This window comes from Streptomyces sp. V4I8 (assembly GCF_041261225.1).
Lineage (GTDB): Bacteria > Actinomycetota > Actinomycetes > Streptomycetales > Streptomycetaceae > Streptomyces.
The window spans coordinates 3,387,703-3,407,275 of the sequence record NZ_JBGCCN010000001.1 but is presented as its reverse complement, the minus strand read 5'-3'; the positions used below and the strand labels follow the sequence as shown (position 1 = coordinate 3,407,275).

Genomic DNA, 19,573 nt, shown 5'->3' with positions numbered 1-19,573 from the left:
CGCCCCCTAGGTCCGCCGCGCGTGCAGCAGCAGGATCGACGCGAGTGGCGGTCTGGCGCAGGCCAGCCGGTCGAGGGGGCGGAGCGGACGCGGTACGCCGTGGAAGGGCGCCCCCGCCAGCCGTACGACCTCGAAGCCGGACGCGGCCACGAACTCCCGTAGCGCACGGGCGGTGTAGAGCCGCAGATGCCCCACGACCTCCCGCCCCGGCCGCCCGTGGATGCCCCGCAGGCTGACCTCCGAGAACACCGGCTGCACGCCCGCCAGCAGCAGGGCGCGGTTGTACCAGGCGGCCAGGTTCGGGGTGGAGAGCATCAGATGGCCGCCGGGGCGGAGCACGCGGTGGATCTCGTCGAGGGCGGCGTCCGGGTCGACGAGATGCTCGATCACCTCGCTGAACAGCACGGCGTCGGCGGAACCGGTCCCGAACGGCAGCCCCCCGTCGGTGAGTTCACCGCGCACGGCGTACGGGATCCGGGTGCGGGCCCGTCGCAGCGCGTCCTGGGACCAGTCGATGCCCACGATGCGGTGACCGCGGAGGTAGGGGGCGGCGGTGGCCGCGGCGGTGCCGTCGCCGCAGCCGATGTCGAGGATCGTGCGGGCGCGGCCCGCGGTGGCCGGCCCCAGGGCTTCGGCGAGCATGCGGGCCTGACGGCGGCTGCGGGGGGTGCCGGAGGCGACGGGGACGGCGGGGTTCTCGTAGAAGTCGCGCAGTTCGGGCGGCTTCACGGGGGAGGTCGTCGTAGGTGTCTTCACGGGGTCACCTCCGTGCTGTGCAGATAGTGCTCGAAGAGGTCCCGCAGATGGGCGCCGTCACCATGGCTGAGCAGGGCGCGCGACCAGCGCAGGGCCAGGTGGAGGCGGCCCGCGGTGGAGGCGGTGGTGACGGTGAGGCCGCGCGGCATCCGGGCGGGCGCCGAGAACCACACGGCGTGCGCGCGGCCCGCTTCCTCGCCGAAGTCCAGGGGATAGGGGATACGGCCGATGTTGCTGAGGAGGGTCGTGGAGGTCCAGGGCGCGGCGGCTCTGCGCAGGCCGCGGGTGAGGGCGGCGCGGACGGCGACGGGGGCCCAGGGGGCGGTGAGGAGGGAGGCGCCGTGGCCGAGCTGGGGGCGGGGGAGGGCCTTGAGGGCGCGGGTCCGGGTGGCGGTGCGGTGGAGGAGGGCGGGCATGTCGGCGGGCGCGTGTGCCGCCAGTTCATCCGGGCTGAAGGGGACTTCGACCAGCCGGGTGCCGTTGCCGATGGGCATGGAGGCGTCCCGGGGGCGGTCGTCCACGGGCATGGTGATGCGCAGGGGGCGGGGGCGGGCGCCGTGTTCCCGGTTCCAGTGGGCGATGGTCAGGGCGGTGGTGACCATGAGCTGGTCGTTGACCGTGTAGGGGGAGCCCTTGGGACGGTGGGGGAGGGGGAGCTCGGTGACGAGCATGCCGTTGCCGGGGGAGGGCTCCGGGGTGCCGGGGGCGACCCGCGCGGGGTGGGACCAGTTGGACGGGGCGTCCTCGGCGGGCGGGGGCGCGTCGGACGTCGTGCGTACGGGAGGTGCGGCGGGGGAGTTGTCCTCACCGCCGTAGAGCTCGGCGGCGGTCGCCAGGACGCGGAGGCAGGCGGGGCCGTCGAGGGCGGTGTGGTTGATGGTGAGGAAGAGGACGGTGCCCTGTGCCGTCCGTGGCTGGGGGCCGTGGGCTCCTCGCGGCCGTATCCCCACAGCGTCACTGGCTTCGCTCCCCTCGATCCGCCCCGCGCCCGGACCCGTTCCCGTCCCCGTCGCCTCCACCATCTCCACCCTGACCGGCGGCGACAGGGACAGCGGCGGCGCCTGCGTCAGGGCCCGGGTCCGTGCGTCCCGCAGCGCGTCCCGCCCGGGTGCCGGAAAGCCCACCACCTCCACGTCCGGCTCCGCCGTCAGCTCCCACTCGTACCGGCGCCGGTACCACCGCCCCGGCGCCTCCCGCACGAGGATGCGCGGATGCCGGCGCAGCGCCTGAGCGAAGGCCGCCCGCAGTCGCCCCGCGTCCAGCCGGCCCGGCAGATGCACCTCGATATGCACCGTCTCCGGCTCCTCCTCCTGGAGACAGTGCCGGGCGACCTCGTCCACGACGGGGAAGGGCACACGGGCGGGCGGCCGCAGCGGACCGTCGGCGCGTGCGGGCTGCTGCAGTGCGGTCATGTGACGTCGCCCCTCCGTGTGTCGTCGGGCTCCGGCGGGTCGGCGGGCGCGGTCGGGCCCTGCTTGCCGGACCCGCCGATACGGGCGGTCGGCGGATCCGGGTCCGGCCCGCCGGGGCCGCGTGCGGAGACGGTCGGCCCCGATGCGGGCCGAGGAACGGCGCCGGGGTCGGGGCTCGTCGAACCGGGTGGCTCGGTCCCCATCGGACTCCGCCCGCGGCGGCGCTGCGGCAACGGCTGCGTCGGTGACTCCGGCGCGCCGGGTCCCGGCCCGCCCGAGGGTGCGCCCGGTCCGCCCGCACCGCCCGCCACCCCAACCGCGCCCACTGGCTCCCGCACCGCCACCACCCCGGCGAACAAGCCGATCAACGCCAGCAGTTGGGCCGTCGGACCGAAGGCGCCCTCCTCCGCCCCCACCGGCTCCCCGGCCCCGATCGCCGCCGCGACCCCCGCCCCGGCAAGGGCGGTCAACGCGATCGGCACCAGCAGCGTGTGCCTGCGCCAGGCGACCACCGCCAGGGCCGGCACCAGCAGGGCGAACCACCCGGCGATGAAGACGGCCACCACCGTCACAGCCACCGTGCCGAGCCACAGCCCCGGCAGTGGCGGAGCGGCCTGCGGCTCGTCGGGGTTCGGCGCCCGGCGGCGCCACAGGGCCAGCCCGGCCAGCAGGGCGAGCGCCACCGCGCCGCCGATCAGCCCGCCCTCATACAGCACCGCCGGCTCGTACGACAGCTCGACCGTGCCGCCGGCCCCCGCCGGGATCCGCCAGCCCTGCTGCCAGCCGTCCAGCCGTACCGGTGTCAGTTCCTTGCCGTTCAGCGTGGCGTGCCAGCCGTCGTTGAAGTTCTCGTACGTGGTCAGGTAGCTCGCCGCTCCCGATCCGACCGTCACCGCGCGGCGGTCGCCGAGCCAGTCCCGTGTCTTCAGGTCACGCACAGCCGTGGAGGCCTCGGCGACCGTGCCGCGCGTCAGTGTCACGTCGGTCAGCGTGAGCGGCCCGGCGTCCCCGGACTCGACCCGGTGGTCACCGGACGACAGGCGCAACTCGGCGTCTCCTCGACCCCGCTGGCAGAGCGTCACCTCGACCTGCCGCCGTTCCATCAGATCCCGTACGGTTCCGCGCACGCTCGTCCGGTACAGCTCCCCGTCCACCGCGACGACCGGCCCCTCCCCGCACGCCAGCGAGAACGGCCGGGTGCCCCGGGGCTGGGGGGTCCGGTACTCGTCGAGGGCGGGGACGTAGGCCTCGGTCAGGCCCACCGGCAGCCGCAGGTCCTCGCCTACCATCGGGTTGTAGAGGGTCAGCGGGGCCGTCTGCGTGATCGTGATGTCCAGCCGGTCGGTCGTGATGGCCGGGAAGCGGACCCAGCCGTTCTCGTCGACCCCGGCGATCACCGCACCGTCCGGCGAGCTGATGTGCACCTCGGTGGGGCGGGTGGCGAGGCCGCCCGCGGGCGCCAGCACGATCTCGCCCACCGCCTGCTTCCCGGGCCAGCGGAGGTGGATCGTGGGCCGGTCGCCCGCGACCCACGCCGTGGTCAGGTCGCCGTCGGTGAGGTTGCGCGGTGACAGGCCCGTACCCAGCCGCGCCGTCGAGTCGGCGGTGGCGACGATCCGGTTGCGCTGCTCCGGCGCCACCTTGTACAGCAGCTTGTCCAGCTCGTCGCCCGCCACCGGCACCGCGCTCGCCCGCACCTCGTACGTCCCGGCCGTGGACGTCGTGAAGCGCCGGTGCAGGCCCGCCTCCGTACCCGTCGCCGACAGCCCGGCGGGGTCGGCCGTACGGGACAGGGAGACGATCTCGGCGGCGGCGCCGGAGTCCTCGGCGTCGGTGGGCAGCCGCAGCAGCCGGGTCACCTGGACGTCCGGCAGGTCGATCCCGGAGAAGCCCGCCCCCGTCAGCCCGGCCCGCCGGGACACGGAGTCCGCGATCGTCAGTTTCATCCAACTCGTCGCTCCCGCAGGTGCCTTGACCCTCTGCGTAGAGCCGTCCGGCCGGAGGAAGGAGTTCACCGCCCCCTTCTCCGTCTCCACCCGCACCCGCGTCGGCGCCTCCCGTACGCCCTCCTGCGGCAGCGGCGTCACCTTGAACGACGAGGGCATGTCGTACGACCCGCCCGCGAAGCCGATCCGCAGCCACTCGCCCTCCGGCGACCCCTCCGAACCCTCGGTCCACGCCGTGTCCGGGTTGCCGTCGAAGGCGTTCACCGGGTCGAACTGCGGGAGATGGAAGAGCCAGCTGCCGTACGACGACGCCGTCACCGACCGTGCGCCGCGCAGCTCGGCCACCGTCTGGTGGGCGAGGCCGGTGGTGGGCAGGATCTGGTGCGGTTTCTCGCCGGCGTCCTGGGCGGCGTCGGGCGCGTTGCGCTCGTCGCGGGTGTACGTGTACGACGTGTTGGCGTTGATCAGCCCGAACCGGGTGTCCGCACGCCGCAGCCCGTCGCCGACCACCTGGACCTGGGGTGAGCCGAGCCCGGGATGGTTGTCGCCGGTCAACACCGTTGCCCGGCCGCGCAGTTCGGAGGCCAGTGGCAGCAGTGCCTCCGGGCCGCCGGACACCACGGCCGTGTCGGACACGGGCTGAAGCCCGGCCTGGTGCGGGCGGGGCACGTCCGCGCTCACCGGCTTGTAGATCTCCACCGCGCGCTGCCGTGGATACAGCCCCTCCACCTGGAGCGGGGTGTCGGGCGCGATCGTCCCGCCGGTCATGATCGGCCCGAGGCCCGTCACCCGCTCGTACCCGGACTGCTCCAGGGTCCGCTTCACCGTCGTGGTCGGCACCTGGCCGATCTGGTCGGGATCGAGGTCGTTGCGGACGACGACGTAGTAGATGCCCGCCCGGCTCAGGTAGTCGGCCAGCCCCGGCACTTCACCGCCGCTCGTCAGCGCCTGCTCGACGGCGTCCATCGCGCGCCGGTTGCCGGGCGTGCCGAAGGGGACGTAGTCCCGCTGTGCCCAGCGCGAGTCGGCCATGACGTCCAGGGGCTGGTCGATGGTGGAGCCCCAGGTGTAGATGCCGTGCGCGGTGGCCGGCACGACGAGGGTGCGGGCGTCGGGGGAGTACTTCTCCATCCAGTCGGCCGTGGCCTGCCAGTACTTGGGGATCTCCTTGAAGGAACCCGGGTTGAGGATCGACCCGTTGAGATACGGCCACATCAGCCCCGGCAGCACCAGTACGGCCGCGATCAGCGGCGCGAACCGCCGCCCCCGCAGCCGCCGCGCCCCGCGCGCCTCGGCCGCCACGCCCACCAGATGGGCGAGCCCCAGCACCAGCGCCAGAGCGAGCCCCGTCTGGAACTTGTAGATGTTCCGGAAGGGCACGAGCCCGCCGTTCAGCCAGTCCTGCACGACCCCGTGGAACGGCGCCCCGAACGCCCCGCCGTACCCCGCGAGCAGGATCAGCGCGACCGTCACCACCGTCAGCACCAGCCACCGTCGCTCCGGCATGTCCCGCCGGGCCAGCCCCGCGAGGCCCAGCCCGGCCGCCAGCGCCGAGCACACGATCACCACGACGGCCGAGGCGACGGCCCATCCGGCCGGCAGCCAGGCCTCACCGAAGTGCAGATAGGCGACCCAGTTCCCGCCGCCGCGCAGCGCCTCCGTCGCCGACATGGTCTCGGTGGTGGTCTGCGAACTCTCCACGTACGGAAGGAAGTTCTCGCCGTAGGTGCCCAGCAGCAGGAGCGGGATCACCCACCAGGCGGTCGCCAGGACGACCCCCGGCACCCACCACCCGATCAGCTTCCGCTGCCGTGGCCCGGGCGGGCGGGAGAGCAGATACAGCCCGACGGGCAGCAGCGAGGCCAGTGTGGAGGCGGCGTTGACCCCGCCCATGAAGGGGATGATCAGGGCCGAGCGCAGGGCGGCGACCCGGGCGGTGTACCGCTCGTCGGTCAGCGGCAACAGCACCCAGGGCAGAAACGCGCCGGGCAGGGCGGCGGCCGACGTGGACCCGATGACGATGGTGAAGACCGGCCACAGCGCGTAGGCGACGGCCGCGACCAGCCGCGACCCCCCGCTCCCCACCCGGAGCCGCTCGGCCAGTCGCAGCGCACCCCAGAAGGCGACGGACACGATCAGCGACAGCCACAACCGCTCCGCCAGCCACACCGGCAGCCGTACGACGTCGGCCAGCCAGTAGAACGGCAGCATCGGCCACAGATAGCCCGAGTACTGGTTCTGGATCCCGCCGAAGCTGCCCTGGTCGGACCACAACTGCCCGAGGTCGGACAGGAACCGGCCGGGATCGACGGTCACACCCAGCTTGGTGTCGAACGTCTGCCGCCCCGGCTGAACCGCCAGCAGCAGCACGAACACCACGGCCCAGAACCCCAGCAGCCAGCGCCGCGACCGTGGCCCTTCCGGCGGACCGGAGGCGGGCGCGGAGGTGGGCACGGCCGCCGGGGGAGGAGCCTGGACCGTGGTCGTCGTCATGGTGGACACCGCCTGAGGATGAGGAGGAGGTTCCAGGTGGCGAACTCGCGCAGGCCGGGCACTCTGACCACGGTCTCCGCGAGGAACGGCCAGTAGCGGGAGCGCGCCGAGACGATCTCCACGTCGTCCCGGGCGCGGACCTGCCGCAGGGTGGCGCCGATGTGCACGGCGAACAGGTTCTCGCCGAGGGTGTGCTTGGCGGCCCGTCCGGTACGACGCCGATAACGGGCACGGGCCCGCTCCGCGCCGAGGTAGTGCCAGGGGGCCCACTCATGACCGCCCCATGGGGACAGCCAGTTGGTGAACGACACGTAGACCAGCCCACCGGGCCGGGTCACCCGCGCCAGCTCACTCAGAAACGTCTGCGGATCGGCCACGTGCTCCAGCACATTGGAGGAGAAGGTGACGTCAGCGACACCGTCCCGCAGGGGTAAGAGGTACCCGTCGGCGACGACGGCCCCTTCGGGTGGCTTCGCACCGAGTTCCGCCACGTCCGGCTCGAACAGGTAGGCCTGCGCACCCCGCCGCCGGAACTCCTCGGTGAAGTACCCGCTGCCACCGCCTACGTCCACGACGGTACGCCCGGCGACGGGGCCGTCGTAGGCCTCGACCTGATCGACGGCGTCACGGGCCAGCAGCGAGTAGCAGGCCTCGGGATCATCCTGCTCATGAAGAAAGGCCCGGAAGAGAGCGAGGGACCGCCGAAAGGAGGGGTCCTTGGCAACCGGGGGCGGTGAAGCGCCCCGATAGGGGCGCGGGGCTGTGACATTTGCGGCTCCGCCGCGTGAGCGCGACCAGCCAAGACGTACCGGCACTCGCGAGTCGGCCGAACCATCACGGCGTTTAGGCGTCACGGCGCACGGCCTCCGAGGCAACCGCAAGGAACTGCCGTACCGTCCGATCCCAGCGATAGCGTGCGGCCCGATCCCGCGCGGCCTTGCCCATCAACTCCCGCCGATGCCCGGACAACGCGAGCGTGCACCACGCAGCGGCAAAGGACGACTCACCGGCGGCAAGCACCCCCGTCTCCCCGTCCACGACGGAATCCCGCAGCCCGGGCACGTCAAAGGCAACGGTCGGCGTCTCCCGCGCCGCCGCCTCGGTGACGACGAGCCCCCACCCCTCCACGGCCGAGGGATGAAGCAACAGCCACGCCGCACACAGCAGCCGATGCTTCTCCGCCTCCGACACATGCCCGACGAACTCGACGCCGGGCCCGGCGAGTTGCTCAAGGGACGCCCGCTCAGGCCCGTCCCCGACGATGACGAGCCGCCCGCCGGTGACGGGCCGCACCCGCTCCCAGAGCCGCAGCAGCAGATCGATCCGCTTGTACTCGACGAGCCGCCCGACAGCCACGAACAACGGCTCGGGCGAACGCTCCCTCAAGGGCCCCGGCTCCTCGACCCCGTTGTGCACGACACGGATACGCTCCCGCTCGACGCCGATCCCGCGGAGCGCGTGCGCCGTGGACGGCGACACGGCGACCAGCAGGCTCCGCTGCTGCGCCCCCGTCAGCGCCCAGTGCTCAAGTCTTCGGCCGAGCCGCGCGGCAGGCGCCATCGCGCCACCGAACCGCATCTGCCACAGATCGGTATGCACATGGTTGACCAGGCACAACGTCGGCCCGCGATGCCACAGAGGGGCGAAGTAGGGCATCCCGTTGCAGACCTCGACCAGCAGATCGCAGTCCCCGACCTGACGGGTGAAGGCGGATCTGGCGCGCAGGTAGTGGCCGTACGAGCCACCCGCCGACACCACCCGGTAGTCGCGGTAGGCCGCCGGGCCCCCGCACAGCAGGGTGACCTGGTGGCCGAGTCTCGTGAGGCCGTCGGCGAGTCGGTCGACCAGCAGCTCGGAGCCGCCGGCGGACCGGTTGCCCAGGTCTCGATGGGCGAGAAAAACGATTCGGCGCGGATGTGGGGGGAGCGCCGAGGAATGCTGCTGCGACGCCCAGGGGAGGGTGGCGCGCAGCTGGGAGGGCACGTGCTGGGGCATCAGCGCTCCAACTCGTCTCAGGGTGCGGAACTCAACGTGGGGAAGGGGAGGGTTTGGGTTCCTGTGGGGGGAATCAAAGGTCCTGGACTGCTTACGGTCGTTGTGCGTGGGGTGTGGACAGGCTGTGTCCGGGTGGGGTTGGACAGTTTTCGCCCAGCGGTTCGCCACGGCTACTCACCGGCGTGACAATTTCCGGCTTTATTGGAGCTGACGTCACGTCACATCGTGAGCGAGGGCTGGGGCATCTCGGCCGTACCCGGAGATTCAGGCCGCCTACGCCCTCGTACCACCAAAACGCCACCCACCACCGCAAGCACGAATCCTGCCCCAGCAGTCCCGATCGGCAACGTCTCACCCACCATCCGCAGTTGACCGCTGTCCCGCTTCGCCTGCCGTACGGCCTCCTTCTGCGTGGCCGTGGTGAACGCGATCTTCTCGCTGTCCAGGAGCACCGCCGCGTCCTTCTCGCCGCCGGGGGCCCGCAGCGTGCGGCGCGGGCCGGTCTGCGCGTAGACGACCCGGCCCGTGGCCTGATCCACGACGAGTTTGAACCCGTGGTTGGAATACCACTCCTCGGCCAGCACCTGCGGGCGGTCCGGCTCGTCGACGAGGCTGCCGGGGACGAGCCGGGTGCCGACCTTGCGGGGCGCGACCGTGCCGGTGAACCGGTATCCCGTGTACCCCTGGACCTTCTCGGTGCCGTCGTAGCGCATGGTGATCGTGGTGCCGCCGGTGTTGTCCCACCACCGGTAGGAGCGCTTCTCCACGTCGAACGGGAACTTCAGATAGGCCTCGCCCTCGATGTACGGCGACTCCTCGCAACAGTGCACCGGCCTGGTCGTCCTGCGGTCCATCACCCAGCGGTGCGGGGTGAAGTCCAGCGCGTCGTGCGGGTCGGCGGCCGGCAGCGACTTGTCGGTGTCGACGGTGGTGATCACGTCCCAGACGGCGTTGCCGCTGCGCTCACTTTCCGCCACATTGCCCCGCACCCGCTGGGTGACGGTGATTTTCTGGTCCGGCACGGTCTCGATCTTGTCCGTGTCGAAGACACTTCCGGTGCCCTTGTACACGGCGGTGGTGTCGATGTCGATGGGGTTCACGGCGGCACGCGGGGCCACGTACCAGGCGAGCATCGGCGCCAGTACCAGCAGAAACGTGCCGAGGCCCAGCAGGATCAACGAGAGAGGTGAGGCTGTACGGCGCATCCGGCACTCCTGGGGATTGACGCATGGTCGGCGCACACTCGGTGCACGGTCGTTGCCTGGCCGTTCTTGGGCCGGGAACCGTAGGCGCCCCTTGACGGAGTGTCAATGTCTTGACGGGCTGTCCCGGCTTGTCGAGACTGAACCCGACAGGCAGGGGTCGGATCAGGCTGGCACCACCGGGGTGGGGACGACCTCCGGATGCAGAGAGGCTGACCCTGCGATGTCCAGACTGCTCGCCGCCGCGCTGACCGTCGCGCTCGCCGCCGTACTCGCGGTGGGTGCCGCGCTCGGCGTCGTCGCGCTGCTGGAAGCGACGCCCGACCAGCCGAACACACCCTTGATCACCTACGAGCAAGCGGGCCAGGGGAGTTGACCGTGGCCGCCACGCCTGCCACCCCCGCCACGTCCGCTGCCTCCGCCACTCCCTCCACTCACGCCGCGACCTCCCCCGCCGTCGCCACGCGATCGGCCTGGCGGGACGTACCCCGCTTCCAGGTCCGCCGTTTCGCGGAGCTGGCGATGGCGGACGCCCCGGCCCTCGCCGAGGAGATCCTGCGCGAGATCCGCCGCGAGTACCCGCATCTGCCCCTGGTCCTCGACGAGTCGGGCGAACCGATGGCCCTGGTCGGCATCCGCCGCGCGATCGAGGTCTTCGTCCAGCACCTGGAGACGTCGGAGGGCCGCCCGACCGTCCCGCCCGGTGTCTTCCAGGAGTTCGGCCGGGGCGAGGGCCTGGGCGGCCGCTCCCTGGACTCGCTCCAGGCGATCTACCGGATGGGCGTACGCCTGGCCTGGCGTCGTTTCGCCGAGATCGGCCAGCGCGTCGAGATCCCGCCGCCCGCGATGTACGAGCTGGTGGACGCGGGTTACGAGTACCTGGACGGCCTGGTCGACCAGTCGGTCCGCGGCTACGCGGAGGCGGCGGCGCGCCAGGCCGGCGAGCGGTTACGTCTCCAACGCCGCCTGATGGAACTGTTGTTGGCCGAACACCACCGGGGGGACCCGGCGGACGCGCTGACGGAGCGGGCGGCCCGGATCGGCTGGCCGCTGCCCGAGAAGGTCGCCGTGGGCGTGTTGCTGCGCCCGGCGCGGGAGGCGATGGCGCCGGCCGTGGGGCAGGGGGTGCTGCTCGACATGGAGTACGAGCAGCCGCGCATGGTCGTCCCCGAGCCGGACGCCGGCGGCCGCCCCGAACTGCTGCACCGGGCCCTGACCGGCTGGTCGGGGGCGATCGGCCCGCCGGTTCCCCTCGCCGACGCGGCGAAGTCGCTGCGCTGGGCCGAGGCGGCCGTACGCCTGATGGAACGGCGGCTGCTGCCGGCCGGCGACGTCCTGTACTGCACCGAGCACACCGAGGCGCTGGTGCTGTTACAGCCCGAGGAGTTGATCGACGACCTGGCGGTGCGGTGCCTGGCGCCGCTGGAGCACTGCGGGCCCACGCACGGGCGGCGGCTGGCGGAGACGTTACTGGCGTGGCTGGAGACCAGGGGCGGGGCGCCGGAGGTGGCGGCCCGCCTGGGGGTTCATCCCCAGACGGTCCGCTATCGGCTGCGGCAGATCCGGGAGTTGTGGGGCGACGAGATGGACGACCCGGACCGGCGGTTCGAGTTGGAGCTGGTGTTGCGGGCGCAGCGGTTGAAGGGGGCGCTGGGGGAGAGCCCCCGTTAGCCGCTGGTGTTCCTCGGGTTCCCAGGGGCCTGGGGTTGCTGGTGTTCGTTGTGCGGCTCAGAGGCCGTAACGGCTCTTCAGATGGCGCCAGAAGTCCCGGAACATCCACTTGTCGAACTCGGTGATCTGCGCGGCGGATCCGGCCTTCATGAGGAAGCAGCACTGGCCGGTCGGGGACCAGTCGTAGAAGTCGTCGAGGCCGAAGGTGTGGCCGACCTCGTGCAGATAGATGTGGATGTTCTCCTGGCCGAGCGCGGAGGTGAAGTACTCCTGCCCGACCCGCTGCCCCCAGTCGCCGCCGGCACCGCCCTGGAAGCCCTTGGTCAGCCAGAGGGACTGGTCGTAGTGGCGGGCGGCGCCGCCCGGGCACCTGGAGTAGTTGCCGTCCTGGTGGAAGAAACGGCCGCAGTCGGGGGCGCACTGCGGGGCGCCGCCCCCGTCGAGCAGCCCGGCGTAGATGTCGACGGAGTTGTCGCTCCACTGCAGGGTGGACCGGTTCTTGACGGCCCAGCCGACGATGTTGACGGGGACGTTGGTGTACGGCCAGGCGTTGTGCCCGCTGCCGTTGCTCTCGACCATCGCGGCCATCCACTTCCCGAACTGCTTCTTCAGCGCGGCGTGGATCTGGTCGCGCAGGGCGGCGCTGACCGGGGCGTCGGACTCCCAGCGGACGCAGTAGTTGACGCTGCCCCGGTTGGCCATGACCTGGTCCCAGCCGTAGTTCCGGAAGCCGTAGAGGTCGGGGTAGGTCGACTCGACGTGGTTCCAGACCTCGCCCAGGGGCTGAACGAGGTTGGCCGGCGGGGACCACTGGTCGGCGGCCTGGGCAGGGGCTGCGGTGACGGCGGGCGCGGCGATCAACGCGATGACCGCGGCGAGTACGGCACCGAGACGTGCTAGGCGGGTGCGCATGGTGAACTCCCTTGGTGGGGGACGGGACTTCACCAGGTGGTCGCCGCAGGGGCGGTGGAGGTTGCCTGCCGCGCGGCGCTTGTGCGGCAGTACCCGTGCTCCCTCAGAACCCGGCCAGCCGTCTCACCCGAGGCGCGTGCCGGAGCAGTACGGCGCGCAGCTGCGCACCGTCGTTCGATCCTGGTCGTACGAGAGGATCACCGCCGCGCCCGAGGCGGGCCCCGTCACCGTCACCAGCCTTCCTCGGAGGGGCCGACGACCCGTGCGTCGACCTGTGCCGCCAGCCAGGCGGCTCGCGCGTCGTGTCCGGGACGTGCGTGGACGAAGACGGTGTGCTCGGGCGCCCACTCCCCGCAGTGGATGTCATGGCTGTTGCACGCGACCTCCAGCTCCGCGTACTTGTACTCCTCGTCCAGCCCGAGCTCCGGGACCGGGGGCCACTTCAGGTTGTGCCAGAGGACGTGGCATCGGGTGATGGCCATGCCCGTCGCAAGGGTGTCGCGGGCCTCGGCGACGGTCTCGACTCCCACGGCCACGTTGGCGGGCAACAGGGCACCGTCCACCCCGTACGACCTGACTCCGGCACCGGGAAAGGCGTCGGTCAGCAGGCGCAGCTCGCTCTCACTGTGTGCCCAGGCATCCAGATGGCACCAGGACGGGTCGTACCAGGACGTGACCGCCAGCAGCCGCTCCGCGAGGTCCAGGGCCTCCCCCAGGTCCGTGGTCCGCAGCACCGGCCACGCACATGTGTTCCCCATGCGCGCATCCTGCCAGAGCCGTCGAGGAGCAGTTCAGGCATTCTGACGGGCGCGTGGGGCGGGCCGGGACGCGGCGCGCAGACGTCGGCCCCGTCGCGTCAGCCCCCAGGGCTTGAGGATCGAGATCGCCGTCATGAAGACGTACGCGGACAGCGACACGATCGGCCCGAACAGGACGTCCCCGGCGTCGGGCAGCGGTCCGCCCGCCGCTATGGCCGTGACCGCGGAGTTCACGCCGGGGCGCAGGGCGAAGACGGTGGCGGTGGTCGTGCCGAGGGTCACCCAGAACTTGGTGTAGACCCAACGGTGCCGCGCCAGCCCCCACAGCGTGCCCAGGGACAGCACCAGCCCGCTGACCAGCGTGAGGAACGCCACCGGCAGCAGGAGCCAGTCGGCGAACAGCTTCATGCCCCGCACCGACGCCTCCACGCCCACCGCGGACCCGGCGGTGGCCGCGGTGATCCCGAGCGCGAGCAGTCCGAGCGTGAGGCCGAGCCACCCGGCGGAGGCGACGACATGCACGACGAGGGCGGCCCGGCGAACGGGCCGGCTCAGCTTCATGGAAGAGGAAGAGGAAGAGGATGAGGAAGACGGCGTGGAAGGCATGCACAACACCGTGCCGGGCGCGGGCGGCGAGCACGTCTGACAGCGGGAGTAACCCCGTGTACTGGCGTCGGCGTACCCGGGGGCACTCCGGCTGCTCCGTCTGCGGCTTCCGGACGGAGTTCGTGTGGCGCACCGCCCCGGCTTCCACCAACGCCTCACCGCTGAAGGGGCCCACCGAGGGGATGGACGGGCCACGGGGGCCATGCGGCGACGACCCCCGTCCGCACCTACGCTTCGGCGGGTTCCTTCGGAGTGGCCCGTCGTGGGGCCGGCCGGTCCAGATGGACCACCACCGTCGTGTAGAAGCGGTGCACGGCGTCGTCCACGCTGCGGATGAAGCCGGATTCGGTGTTGCCTCGGGTGCTTCCCATGCCCTTGAAGAGGGACAGACGGAATCCCTTGATCCGAGTGGCCCCGCCCTTCGGCAGCATGTCCGCCGGCTCGGGGCGCAGCCGCTCCAGCGTGCCCCGAGGGCCGCCCATCTCGCCTTCCACCAGGGTTTCGACGTGCAGGTCCGCCGGTGCCTCGGCGAGACGGCGAACCAGGCGCTTGGCCCAGGTCAGGGGATAGCCCTGCCCCGGTGCGGGGATCTCGACGGACGTGCGCAGCTTGCCGGTGCGCAGGTCGGCGCTGATCGCGAGCAGGCCCGGAGCTTGCTCCACCCGAAGCTCCGCCTGGAGCCTCCCTTCCCGGCACAGCTGGTCGGCCAGCTGAGCCCGGCGGGCTCCGGGGTCGGTGCCACGCCTGGTGCGCTGAGCGGGCAGCACCTTCTGCCCGAGTTCGCCGCCGAGTCTGAGACACACCTGGCGGATGAGCCGCTCCCAGTTCTCGACCACCTCGAGGGCGCGAGGGTCGCCCTGGCACAGGGTCTCGTCGCTGATGCCGTTCCGTACCGGCACCCACGCCGAGCCCATGTTCTGGAACCCGTGGCAACCGGAGTTCTCGTGCTGGAGATAGTGCAGCAGTTCCTGGAGCAGCCAGGTGCGCGCCGCGTTGCCGACTCCCTCGTGCCGGATGAGCAGCTGTGCCTGATGGGCGACTTCGGCCCACGACAGGTGCCAGAGCGCCACCTTGTGCTTGCGCCGCCGGTCGATCTTGACATCGACCAGTGGACTTCCCTCCAGTGCGACGTCGTTCGACACCGTGATCACGGCCTCGTAGCCGCGCCGCGCAGCGATGTCCATGTACGCCTGGACCTGGTCGTCCTTGAGGGCGTTGCCGTTGGTCTTGGTCTCGACGAGCGCCGTCCACAGCTTGCCGGCACGCTCGATGCGGATCACTCCGTCGGGGCGCCGGGGAGTGTCGCCGTGGGGCAGGGACACCTCGGTGAACGTCTCCATACGGCCGGACGGAGCCCCGAACGCGGCGGTGAGCCGCCTGCCGAACCGCGGTACTTGGGCCATGACCGACAGCAGGACCGAGGTGGCGCGCATCTCCCGGTCCCGGTCGCTCTTGAGCGCCGAGACGGGAAAGAGCCTGGCAGGCCGCCAAGAATCGTTCTCCGCCAGGGACTTCGGCGGTGTGCTGGGCGGGGAGACCCTCTTCTTCGCGGTGCGGGGCCGGGCGGCGGCCGGTTTGGGTGGTCCGGCTTCGTCGACGGACCGGCGGGGAGCCGGGACGGCGTCCAGCGAGCCGGAGGGAGTGGGCTCGGGGGCCGAGCCCAGCGGCATGTCGACCGGCTCACCGGTCCCGGCCTCGCTCGGCGCAGCCTCGACCGCCGTACCGTCCAAGACCTCGCCGTCTTCCTCCGGGTCGTCGTCGATGTCCACGCCGAAGTCCGTCGCCAGACCCGCCAGCCCGGAGTCGTACCCCTGCCCGACGGCACGGAACTTCCAGTCCTCACCGCGCCGGTACAACTCGCCGAAGATGATCGCGCTCACCGACCCGGCGTCGCCGACGGAGAAGCGGAGAAGGCTCTCACCGGCCGCGTCGGCCAGCCTCACCTGGAGGTTCTCCAGTTCTCCGAAGCGGGCTTCGCCGTACCGGCTCGCGGCCACGACGATCCGTTCGACATCCGGCGGGACCGCTGTCAGGTCGAAGGAGATCCGGTCCTCGTTGCCGTCCTCCGTCGGTGTCTTCCCCAGGAGCTGCACGCTGCCGTCGGCGGCCACCGGGTTGTTGTAGAAGTAGAAGTCGGCGTCGCTGCGGACCTTTCCGTTGGTGTCCAGCAGTAAGACGGACACGTCGGCGTCGCCCTCACCGGTCGGGCTGACCCAGCCCAGGCTGACGATCACCGAGCCGACGTCTTCGCTCAGGGCCGTCAGCGTGACGTTCGAGCCCATGACCATTTCGTGCACAGAACCCCCATATCGCTCACCCGGGGGTGTGCGTATGCGACCGCCCCAGGTCCCTCCCCGTGCGGCAGAGTGTGACAAGCCGCACATGGGAAACGGTACTGGCCGTACATCGCGCCCGCGGAGCTTTCGAGTCGGTAGGCGCAAGGCCATTGCCGGGGTAAACGCACTTTGAGTAGCCTGTGTTCGTTATTCCGATCGGCTGTTGAAATTTCGAACGCAGCCTGACATCCAAGGGAGGGTGCCGGACGTGGGACGCCTCGTACCAGCCGTGACCCGGGCTCTCGACATTCTCGAGCTCTTCCTCGACGGGGACGGCACGCTGTCCGCCCCCGACATCGTGCGCAAGCTCCAGCTGCCGCGCACCACCGTGCACGAGCTGGTCACCACGCTCGCCGCCCGGTCGTACATCGTCCAGGTGCCGGGCCAGCCGGGACGGTATCGCCTCGGCGTACGGCCGTACCAGCTCGGCAGCCGGTACGCCGAGCAGCTCGACCTGGCGGCCGAGGGGCAGCAGGTCGCCCGGTCCGTCGCGGAGACCTGTGACGAGACCGTGCACGTGGCCATCCTCGAGGGCACCGACGTCATCTACATCGCCAAGGTGGACTCGACGCACGCGGTGCGCATGGTGTCCGCCGCCGGGCGGCGGCTGCCCGCCCACTGCACGTCCGTCGGCAAGATGCTGCTGGCCTCCCTTTCCGAGCCGGAGCTCTCCTCCCGCATCGCGGACGATGCCGACCTCATCGCCATGACACCCAACAGCATCACCGACCCCGGCGCCCTGCGCGAGGCCCTCGCCGGGATCCGGCAGCGGGGGATCGCCGTCGAGAACCGGGAGTCCAACCCGGACGTGTCGTGCGTCGCCGCGCCCGTGCGGGACCGTACCGGGCAGGTCGTCGCCGCCCTCTCCATCTCCGTCCCCATGATCCGCTGGAGCGACGACCGGCGCGCCGAGCTGGAGCAGCTCGCCGCCAAGGGGGCCGCCGAACTGTCGGAGCGTCTCGGGCACCGGAGCGTGGCATGACGGCGACCGCGTACGAGGTGGCCGTGCGGGCCGAGGCGGAGCTGGGCGAGGGCCCGACCTGGGACCCGGCGAGCGGCCGGCTGATCTGGATCGACATCCTGGGGTCCCGGATCCACACGTACGACCCCGTCTCGGGCCGTCGCTCGGTCCGTACGACCCCGCAGCACATCGGCGCCGTCAAGCCGCGCGCCGGCGGCGGCCTCGTGCTGAACCTCCGGGACGGCGTCGGACTGCTCGACCCGGACGACTCCTTCCGCTGGCTGCACCACGAGCCCGTGCCCGGCCGCCGCGCCAACGACGCCGCCGTCGCCCCCGACGGCTCGCTGTGGGCGGGCACCATGCGCTACGACGAGGCCCCGGGCGGCGGCACTCTGTCCCGGGTCACCGGGGACGGCGCGGTCGACGTGATCCTCGACGACGTGGCGGTCAGCAACGGCACCGGCTGGAGCCCGGACGGGCGGCTCATGTACTACATCGACTCACCGAGCCGACGGGTCGACGTCTTCGACTTCGCGGACGGCCGGGCCGGGAACCGGCGCCCGCTCGCCGAGATCGAGGACGGCGCAGGGTTCCCCGACGGTCTCACCGTCGACGCAGAGGGGTGCGTGTGGGTGGCCCTGTGGGAGGGCGCGGCCGTACGCCGCTACACGCCGGACGGTGAGCTGGACCGCGTGATCCCACTTCCGGTACCCCGGGTCACGGCGTGCGCCTTCGCCGGCCCCGACCTGACCGACCTGTACATCACGACGGCCCGCGTGGGCCTCGCCTCACCGCCGCCGCTTTCGGGCTCGGTGTTCGTGGTTCCGGGCGCGGGCAAGGGGCTGGCGCAGCCGGCCTTCGCCGGCTGACCCGTCCACCGACCGAGGCCGGTCGGCCGGCCACGCCCGACCGGCCACCTCGGTCCTCACACTCCCGTTCGGTCCAACGCGCGCAGAACCCCCCGCTCCGCCTCCGTCAACGGCGCCCCCACCGCCGTCGGCAGCGGCGGCCCGCTCAGCGTCGCCAGCACCGTCGACGGCCGTAGCAGTCGCGTCGGCCCCGTCGTCATGCTCGTCACGTCCCAGACCGCCGACGCCGCGCCGTACGAGCCGGTCGCCGTGCGGATCATGCGGCGGGTGTAGGCGGTGACCAGGCGGTCGGCGACCCCGGGGGAGCCTCCCCGCGTCCCGGGGAACCAGACGTCCTGGCTCACCGCCATCCGCCACGCCGCCTCCACCGACCTGGCCGCCCCGCGCTGCACACGCCGAGCGAGGCCGGCCTCCGTGAGGCCGGTGCGTCCCAGCTCCCGGCTCAGGACCTGCGCGCCCAGGGCCGCGACCGACATGCCCTGCCCGTAGGCCGGGTTGAAGGTGGCGAGCGCGTCGCCGAGGACGACGAAGCCCTCGGGCCACTCCCGGACCTTCTCCAGGTACCGCCGGTGGTTGCTGGTGCTCCGGCTGACGTGGACCTCGGTGAGGGGCTCGGCGCCGGAGATCAGCCGGCCCACGATGGGGTCGGGCAGATCCAGGGTGTACCGGAGGAAGGCGTCCGGGTCCGACGGCGGCTCGCCGCCGCCCCGCGTGCCGGCGAGGCTCACCATCCAGCGGTCGCCCTCGATGGGCAGCACCATCCCGCTGCGACCGGGCCGGCCCAGGTAAGGATTGGCCTGCACGATGGTCAGGGGGAAGCGTTCGGCACCCTCGGGGATGCGGAAGAGGCGGGTGGCGTTGACCAGGCCCGCGTCCACCGTCTTCTCGCGGACGTCCGAAACGCCGAGCGCCTTCAGCCAGGTGACGACCCGTGAGCCCCGGCCGCTCGCGTCCACCACGAAGTCCGCGGCGAGTTCCTCCTCCCCGGCGGCGGTCGAGACGCGCAGCCCCGTGACCCGCTGTCCGGACCCCGTCAGTTCCAGCGCCTGGGCCTTGCGGATCTCCACCTCGGTGTCGGCCAGCACCGCGACCCGCACCGCCCAGTCCAGCAGCGCCCGGGTGCACGTGACCATCCGCGGACCGGGGTGGCGCCAGCGCCGGAACCAGCCCTCGGGCGTGAGGGCGATCATGCCCGAGCCGAGTGGTATCTCGTGGGCGCCGGCGGCGAGGAGGTGCTTGCGCATGCTCACGCCCGGCACCAGGTCCTCCATCGCGGCCAGACCCCCGGCCATGAGGAGATGCGCGTGACGTCCCTGCGGGAGGCCCTTGCGCTGCTCGGGCCCGTCGGGCAGCTCGTCGCGGTCGAGTACGACCACGTGGTCCGCGACGGTGGACAAGGCCGCCGCGGCCAGCATGCCGGCCAACCCGGCACCGATGACGACAGCTCTACGCGACATGCAACTCCTCGCACTCAACGCCCAGGAAGGGCGGTCGGCCGCGCGGCCGGCGTTCCCGCCCGCGGTTTCGGCGGCGCCCCGGAAGGGGCGCGGGGCTGCATTCGGCATGTGGCTCCGCCGCGCGGTCGCGGTCAGCCACAACAGCGCCGCAGACCACCACCGACGGTATGTCGCGGCACTCCCCCAACGGCACTCCCGG

Annotated in this window: 15 protein-coding genes; 4 read left to right on the top strand and 11 right to left on the bottom strand. The window is 72.0% G+C overall.

What is annotated here, in order from left to right; genetic code table 11:
* Window positions 1–6 precede the first annotated feature (6 nt).
* The 6 genes from ABIE67_RS15465 to ABIE67_RS15440 all read right to left on the bottom strand — a co-directional run bounded on the left by ABIE67_RS15465 (window position 7) and on the right by ABIE67_RS15440 (window position 9,807).
* Window positions 7–756, bottom strand: coding sequence for a class I SAM-dependent methyltransferase (locus ABIE67_RS15465; protein WP_370257419.1), 750 nt, complete (start codon window positions 754–756; stop codon window positions 7–9).
* Window positions 753–2,168: a condensation protein gene (locus ABIE67_RS15460; RefSeq protein ID WP_370257417.1), complete on the bottom strand. Its 1,416-nt coding sequence runs from the start codon at window positions 2,166–2,168 to the stop codon at window positions 753–755. The genes ABIE67_RS15465 and ABIE67_RS15460 overlap by 4 nt, the downstream gene beginning before the upstream one ends.
* Window positions 2,165–6,607 carry an alpha-(1->3)-arabinofuranosyltransferase family protein gene (locus ABIE67_RS15455; RefSeq protein ID WP_370257415.1) on the bottom strand — a complete coding sequence of 1,481 codons (4,443 nt, stop codon included), beginning with the start codon at window positions 6,605–6,607 and terminating at the stop codon, window positions 2,165–2,167. Before ABIE67_RS15455 ends, ABIE67_RS15460 begins: the two co-directional genes overlap by 4 nt.
* Entirely contained in the window at window positions 6,604–7,422 is an 819-nt protein-coding gene (locus tag ABIE67_RS15450) for a class I SAM-dependent methyltransferase (RefSeq protein WP_370257412.1), read from the bottom strand. Before ABIE67_RS15450 ends, ABIE67_RS15455 begins: the two co-directional genes overlap by 4 nt.
* Window positions 7,423–7,450: 28 nt before the next feature.
* A complete protein-coding gene (locus ABIE67_RS15445; protein ID WP_370257408.1) occupies window positions 7,451–8,602 on the bottom strand; it encodes a glycosyltransferase family 4 protein in 1,152 nt (383 codons plus the stop codon).
* A gap of 218 nt (window positions 8,603–8,820) precedes the next feature.
* Window positions 8,821–9,807 carry a DUF3068 domain-containing protein gene (locus ABIE67_RS15440; RefSeq protein WP_370257404.1) on the bottom strand — a complete coding sequence of 329 codons (987 nt, stop codon included), beginning with the start codon at window positions 9,805–9,807 and terminating at the stop codon, window positions 8,821–8,823.
* A gap of 220 nt (window positions 9,808–10,027) precedes the next feature.
* On the opposite strand from ABIE67_RS15440, the gene ABIE67_RS15435 reads away from it, so the two are divergent.
* Together ABIE67_RS15435 and ABIE67_RS15430 are read left to right on the top strand one after the other, a co-directional pair.
* The gene (locus ABIE67_RS15435) at window positions 10,028–10,180 is read left to right on the top strand and encodes a hypothetical protein (protein ID WP_167348315.1); all 153 of its coding nucleotides are present in this window, start codon (window positions 10,028–10,030) and stop codon (window positions 10,178–10,180) included.
* A 140-nt stretch (window positions 10,181–10,320) separates the two neighbouring features.
* A complete protein-coding gene (locus ABIE67_RS15430; RefSeq protein WP_370268627.1) occupies window positions 10,321–11,475 on the top strand; it encodes a PucR family transcriptional regulator in 1,155 nt (384 codons plus the stop codon).
* A 57-nt stretch (window positions 11,476–11,532) separates the two neighbouring features.
* Here ABIE67_RS15430 and ABIE67_RS15425 read toward each other — a convergent pair whose 3' ends face one another.
* The 4 genes from ABIE67_RS15425 to ABIE67_RS15410 all read right to left on the bottom strand — a co-directional run bounded on the left by ABIE67_RS15425 (window position 11,533) and on the right by ABIE67_RS15410 (window position 16,039).
* Window positions 11,533–12,387, bottom strand: a complete 855-nt coding sequence (locus ABIE67_RS15425) for a hypothetical protein (RefSeq protein ID WP_370257398.1) — start codon at window positions 12,385–12,387, stop codon at window positions 11,533–11,535.
* Window positions 12,388–12,617: 230 nt separating this feature from the next.
* The gene (locus tag ABIE67_RS15420) at window positions 12,618–13,145 is read right to left on the bottom strand and encodes a hypothetical protein (RefSeq protein ID WP_370257396.1); all 528 of its coding nucleotides are present in this window, start codon (window positions 13,143–13,145) and stop codon (window positions 12,618–12,620) included.
* A 33-nt stretch (window positions 13,146–13,178) separates the two neighbouring features.
* On the bottom strand, window positions 13,179–13,706 hold the full coding sequence (locus tag ABIE67_RS15415) for a DUF2269 domain-containing protein (RefSeq protein WP_370257392.1): 528 nt from the start codon (window positions 13,704–13,706) through the stop codon (window positions 13,179–13,181).
* Window positions 13,707–13,978: 272 nt separating this feature from the next.
* On the bottom strand, window positions 13,979–16,039 hold the full coding sequence (locus ABIE67_RS15410; protein WP_370268625.1) for a TerD family protein: 2,061 nt from the start codon (window positions 16,037–16,039) through the stop codon (window positions 13,979–13,981).
* Window positions 16,040–16,295: 256 nt separating this feature from the next.
* On the opposite strand from ABIE67_RS15410, the gene ABIE67_RS15405 reads away from it, so the two are divergent.
* Together ABIE67_RS15405 and ABIE67_RS15400 are read left to right on the top strand one after the other, a co-directional pair.
* Complete coding sequence (locus ABIE67_RS15405) at window positions 16,296–17,069, top strand: IclR family transcriptional regulator (RefSeq protein WP_370257389.1); 774 nt, start codon at window positions 16,296–16,298, stop codon at window positions 17,067–17,069.
* Complete coding sequence (locus tag ABIE67_RS15400) at window positions 17,066–17,917, top strand: SMP-30/gluconolactonase/LRE family protein (RefSeq protein ID WP_370257385.1); 852 nt, start codon at window positions 17,066–17,068, stop codon at window positions 17,915–17,917. The genes ABIE67_RS15405 and ABIE67_RS15400 overlap by 4 nt, the downstream gene beginning before the upstream one ends.
* Window positions 17,918–17,973: 56 nt before the next feature.
* Here the strand turns inward: ABIE67_RS15400 and ABIE67_RS15395 are convergent, their stop codons facing one another.
* Window positions 17,974–19,374 (bottom strand): FAD-dependent monooxygenase, encoded by a 1,401-nt coding sequence (locus ABIE67_RS15395; protein ID WP_370257383.1) that lies wholly within the window; start codon window positions 19,372–19,374, stop codon window positions 17,974–17,976.
* Window positions 19,375–19,573: the final 199 nt, after the last annotated feature.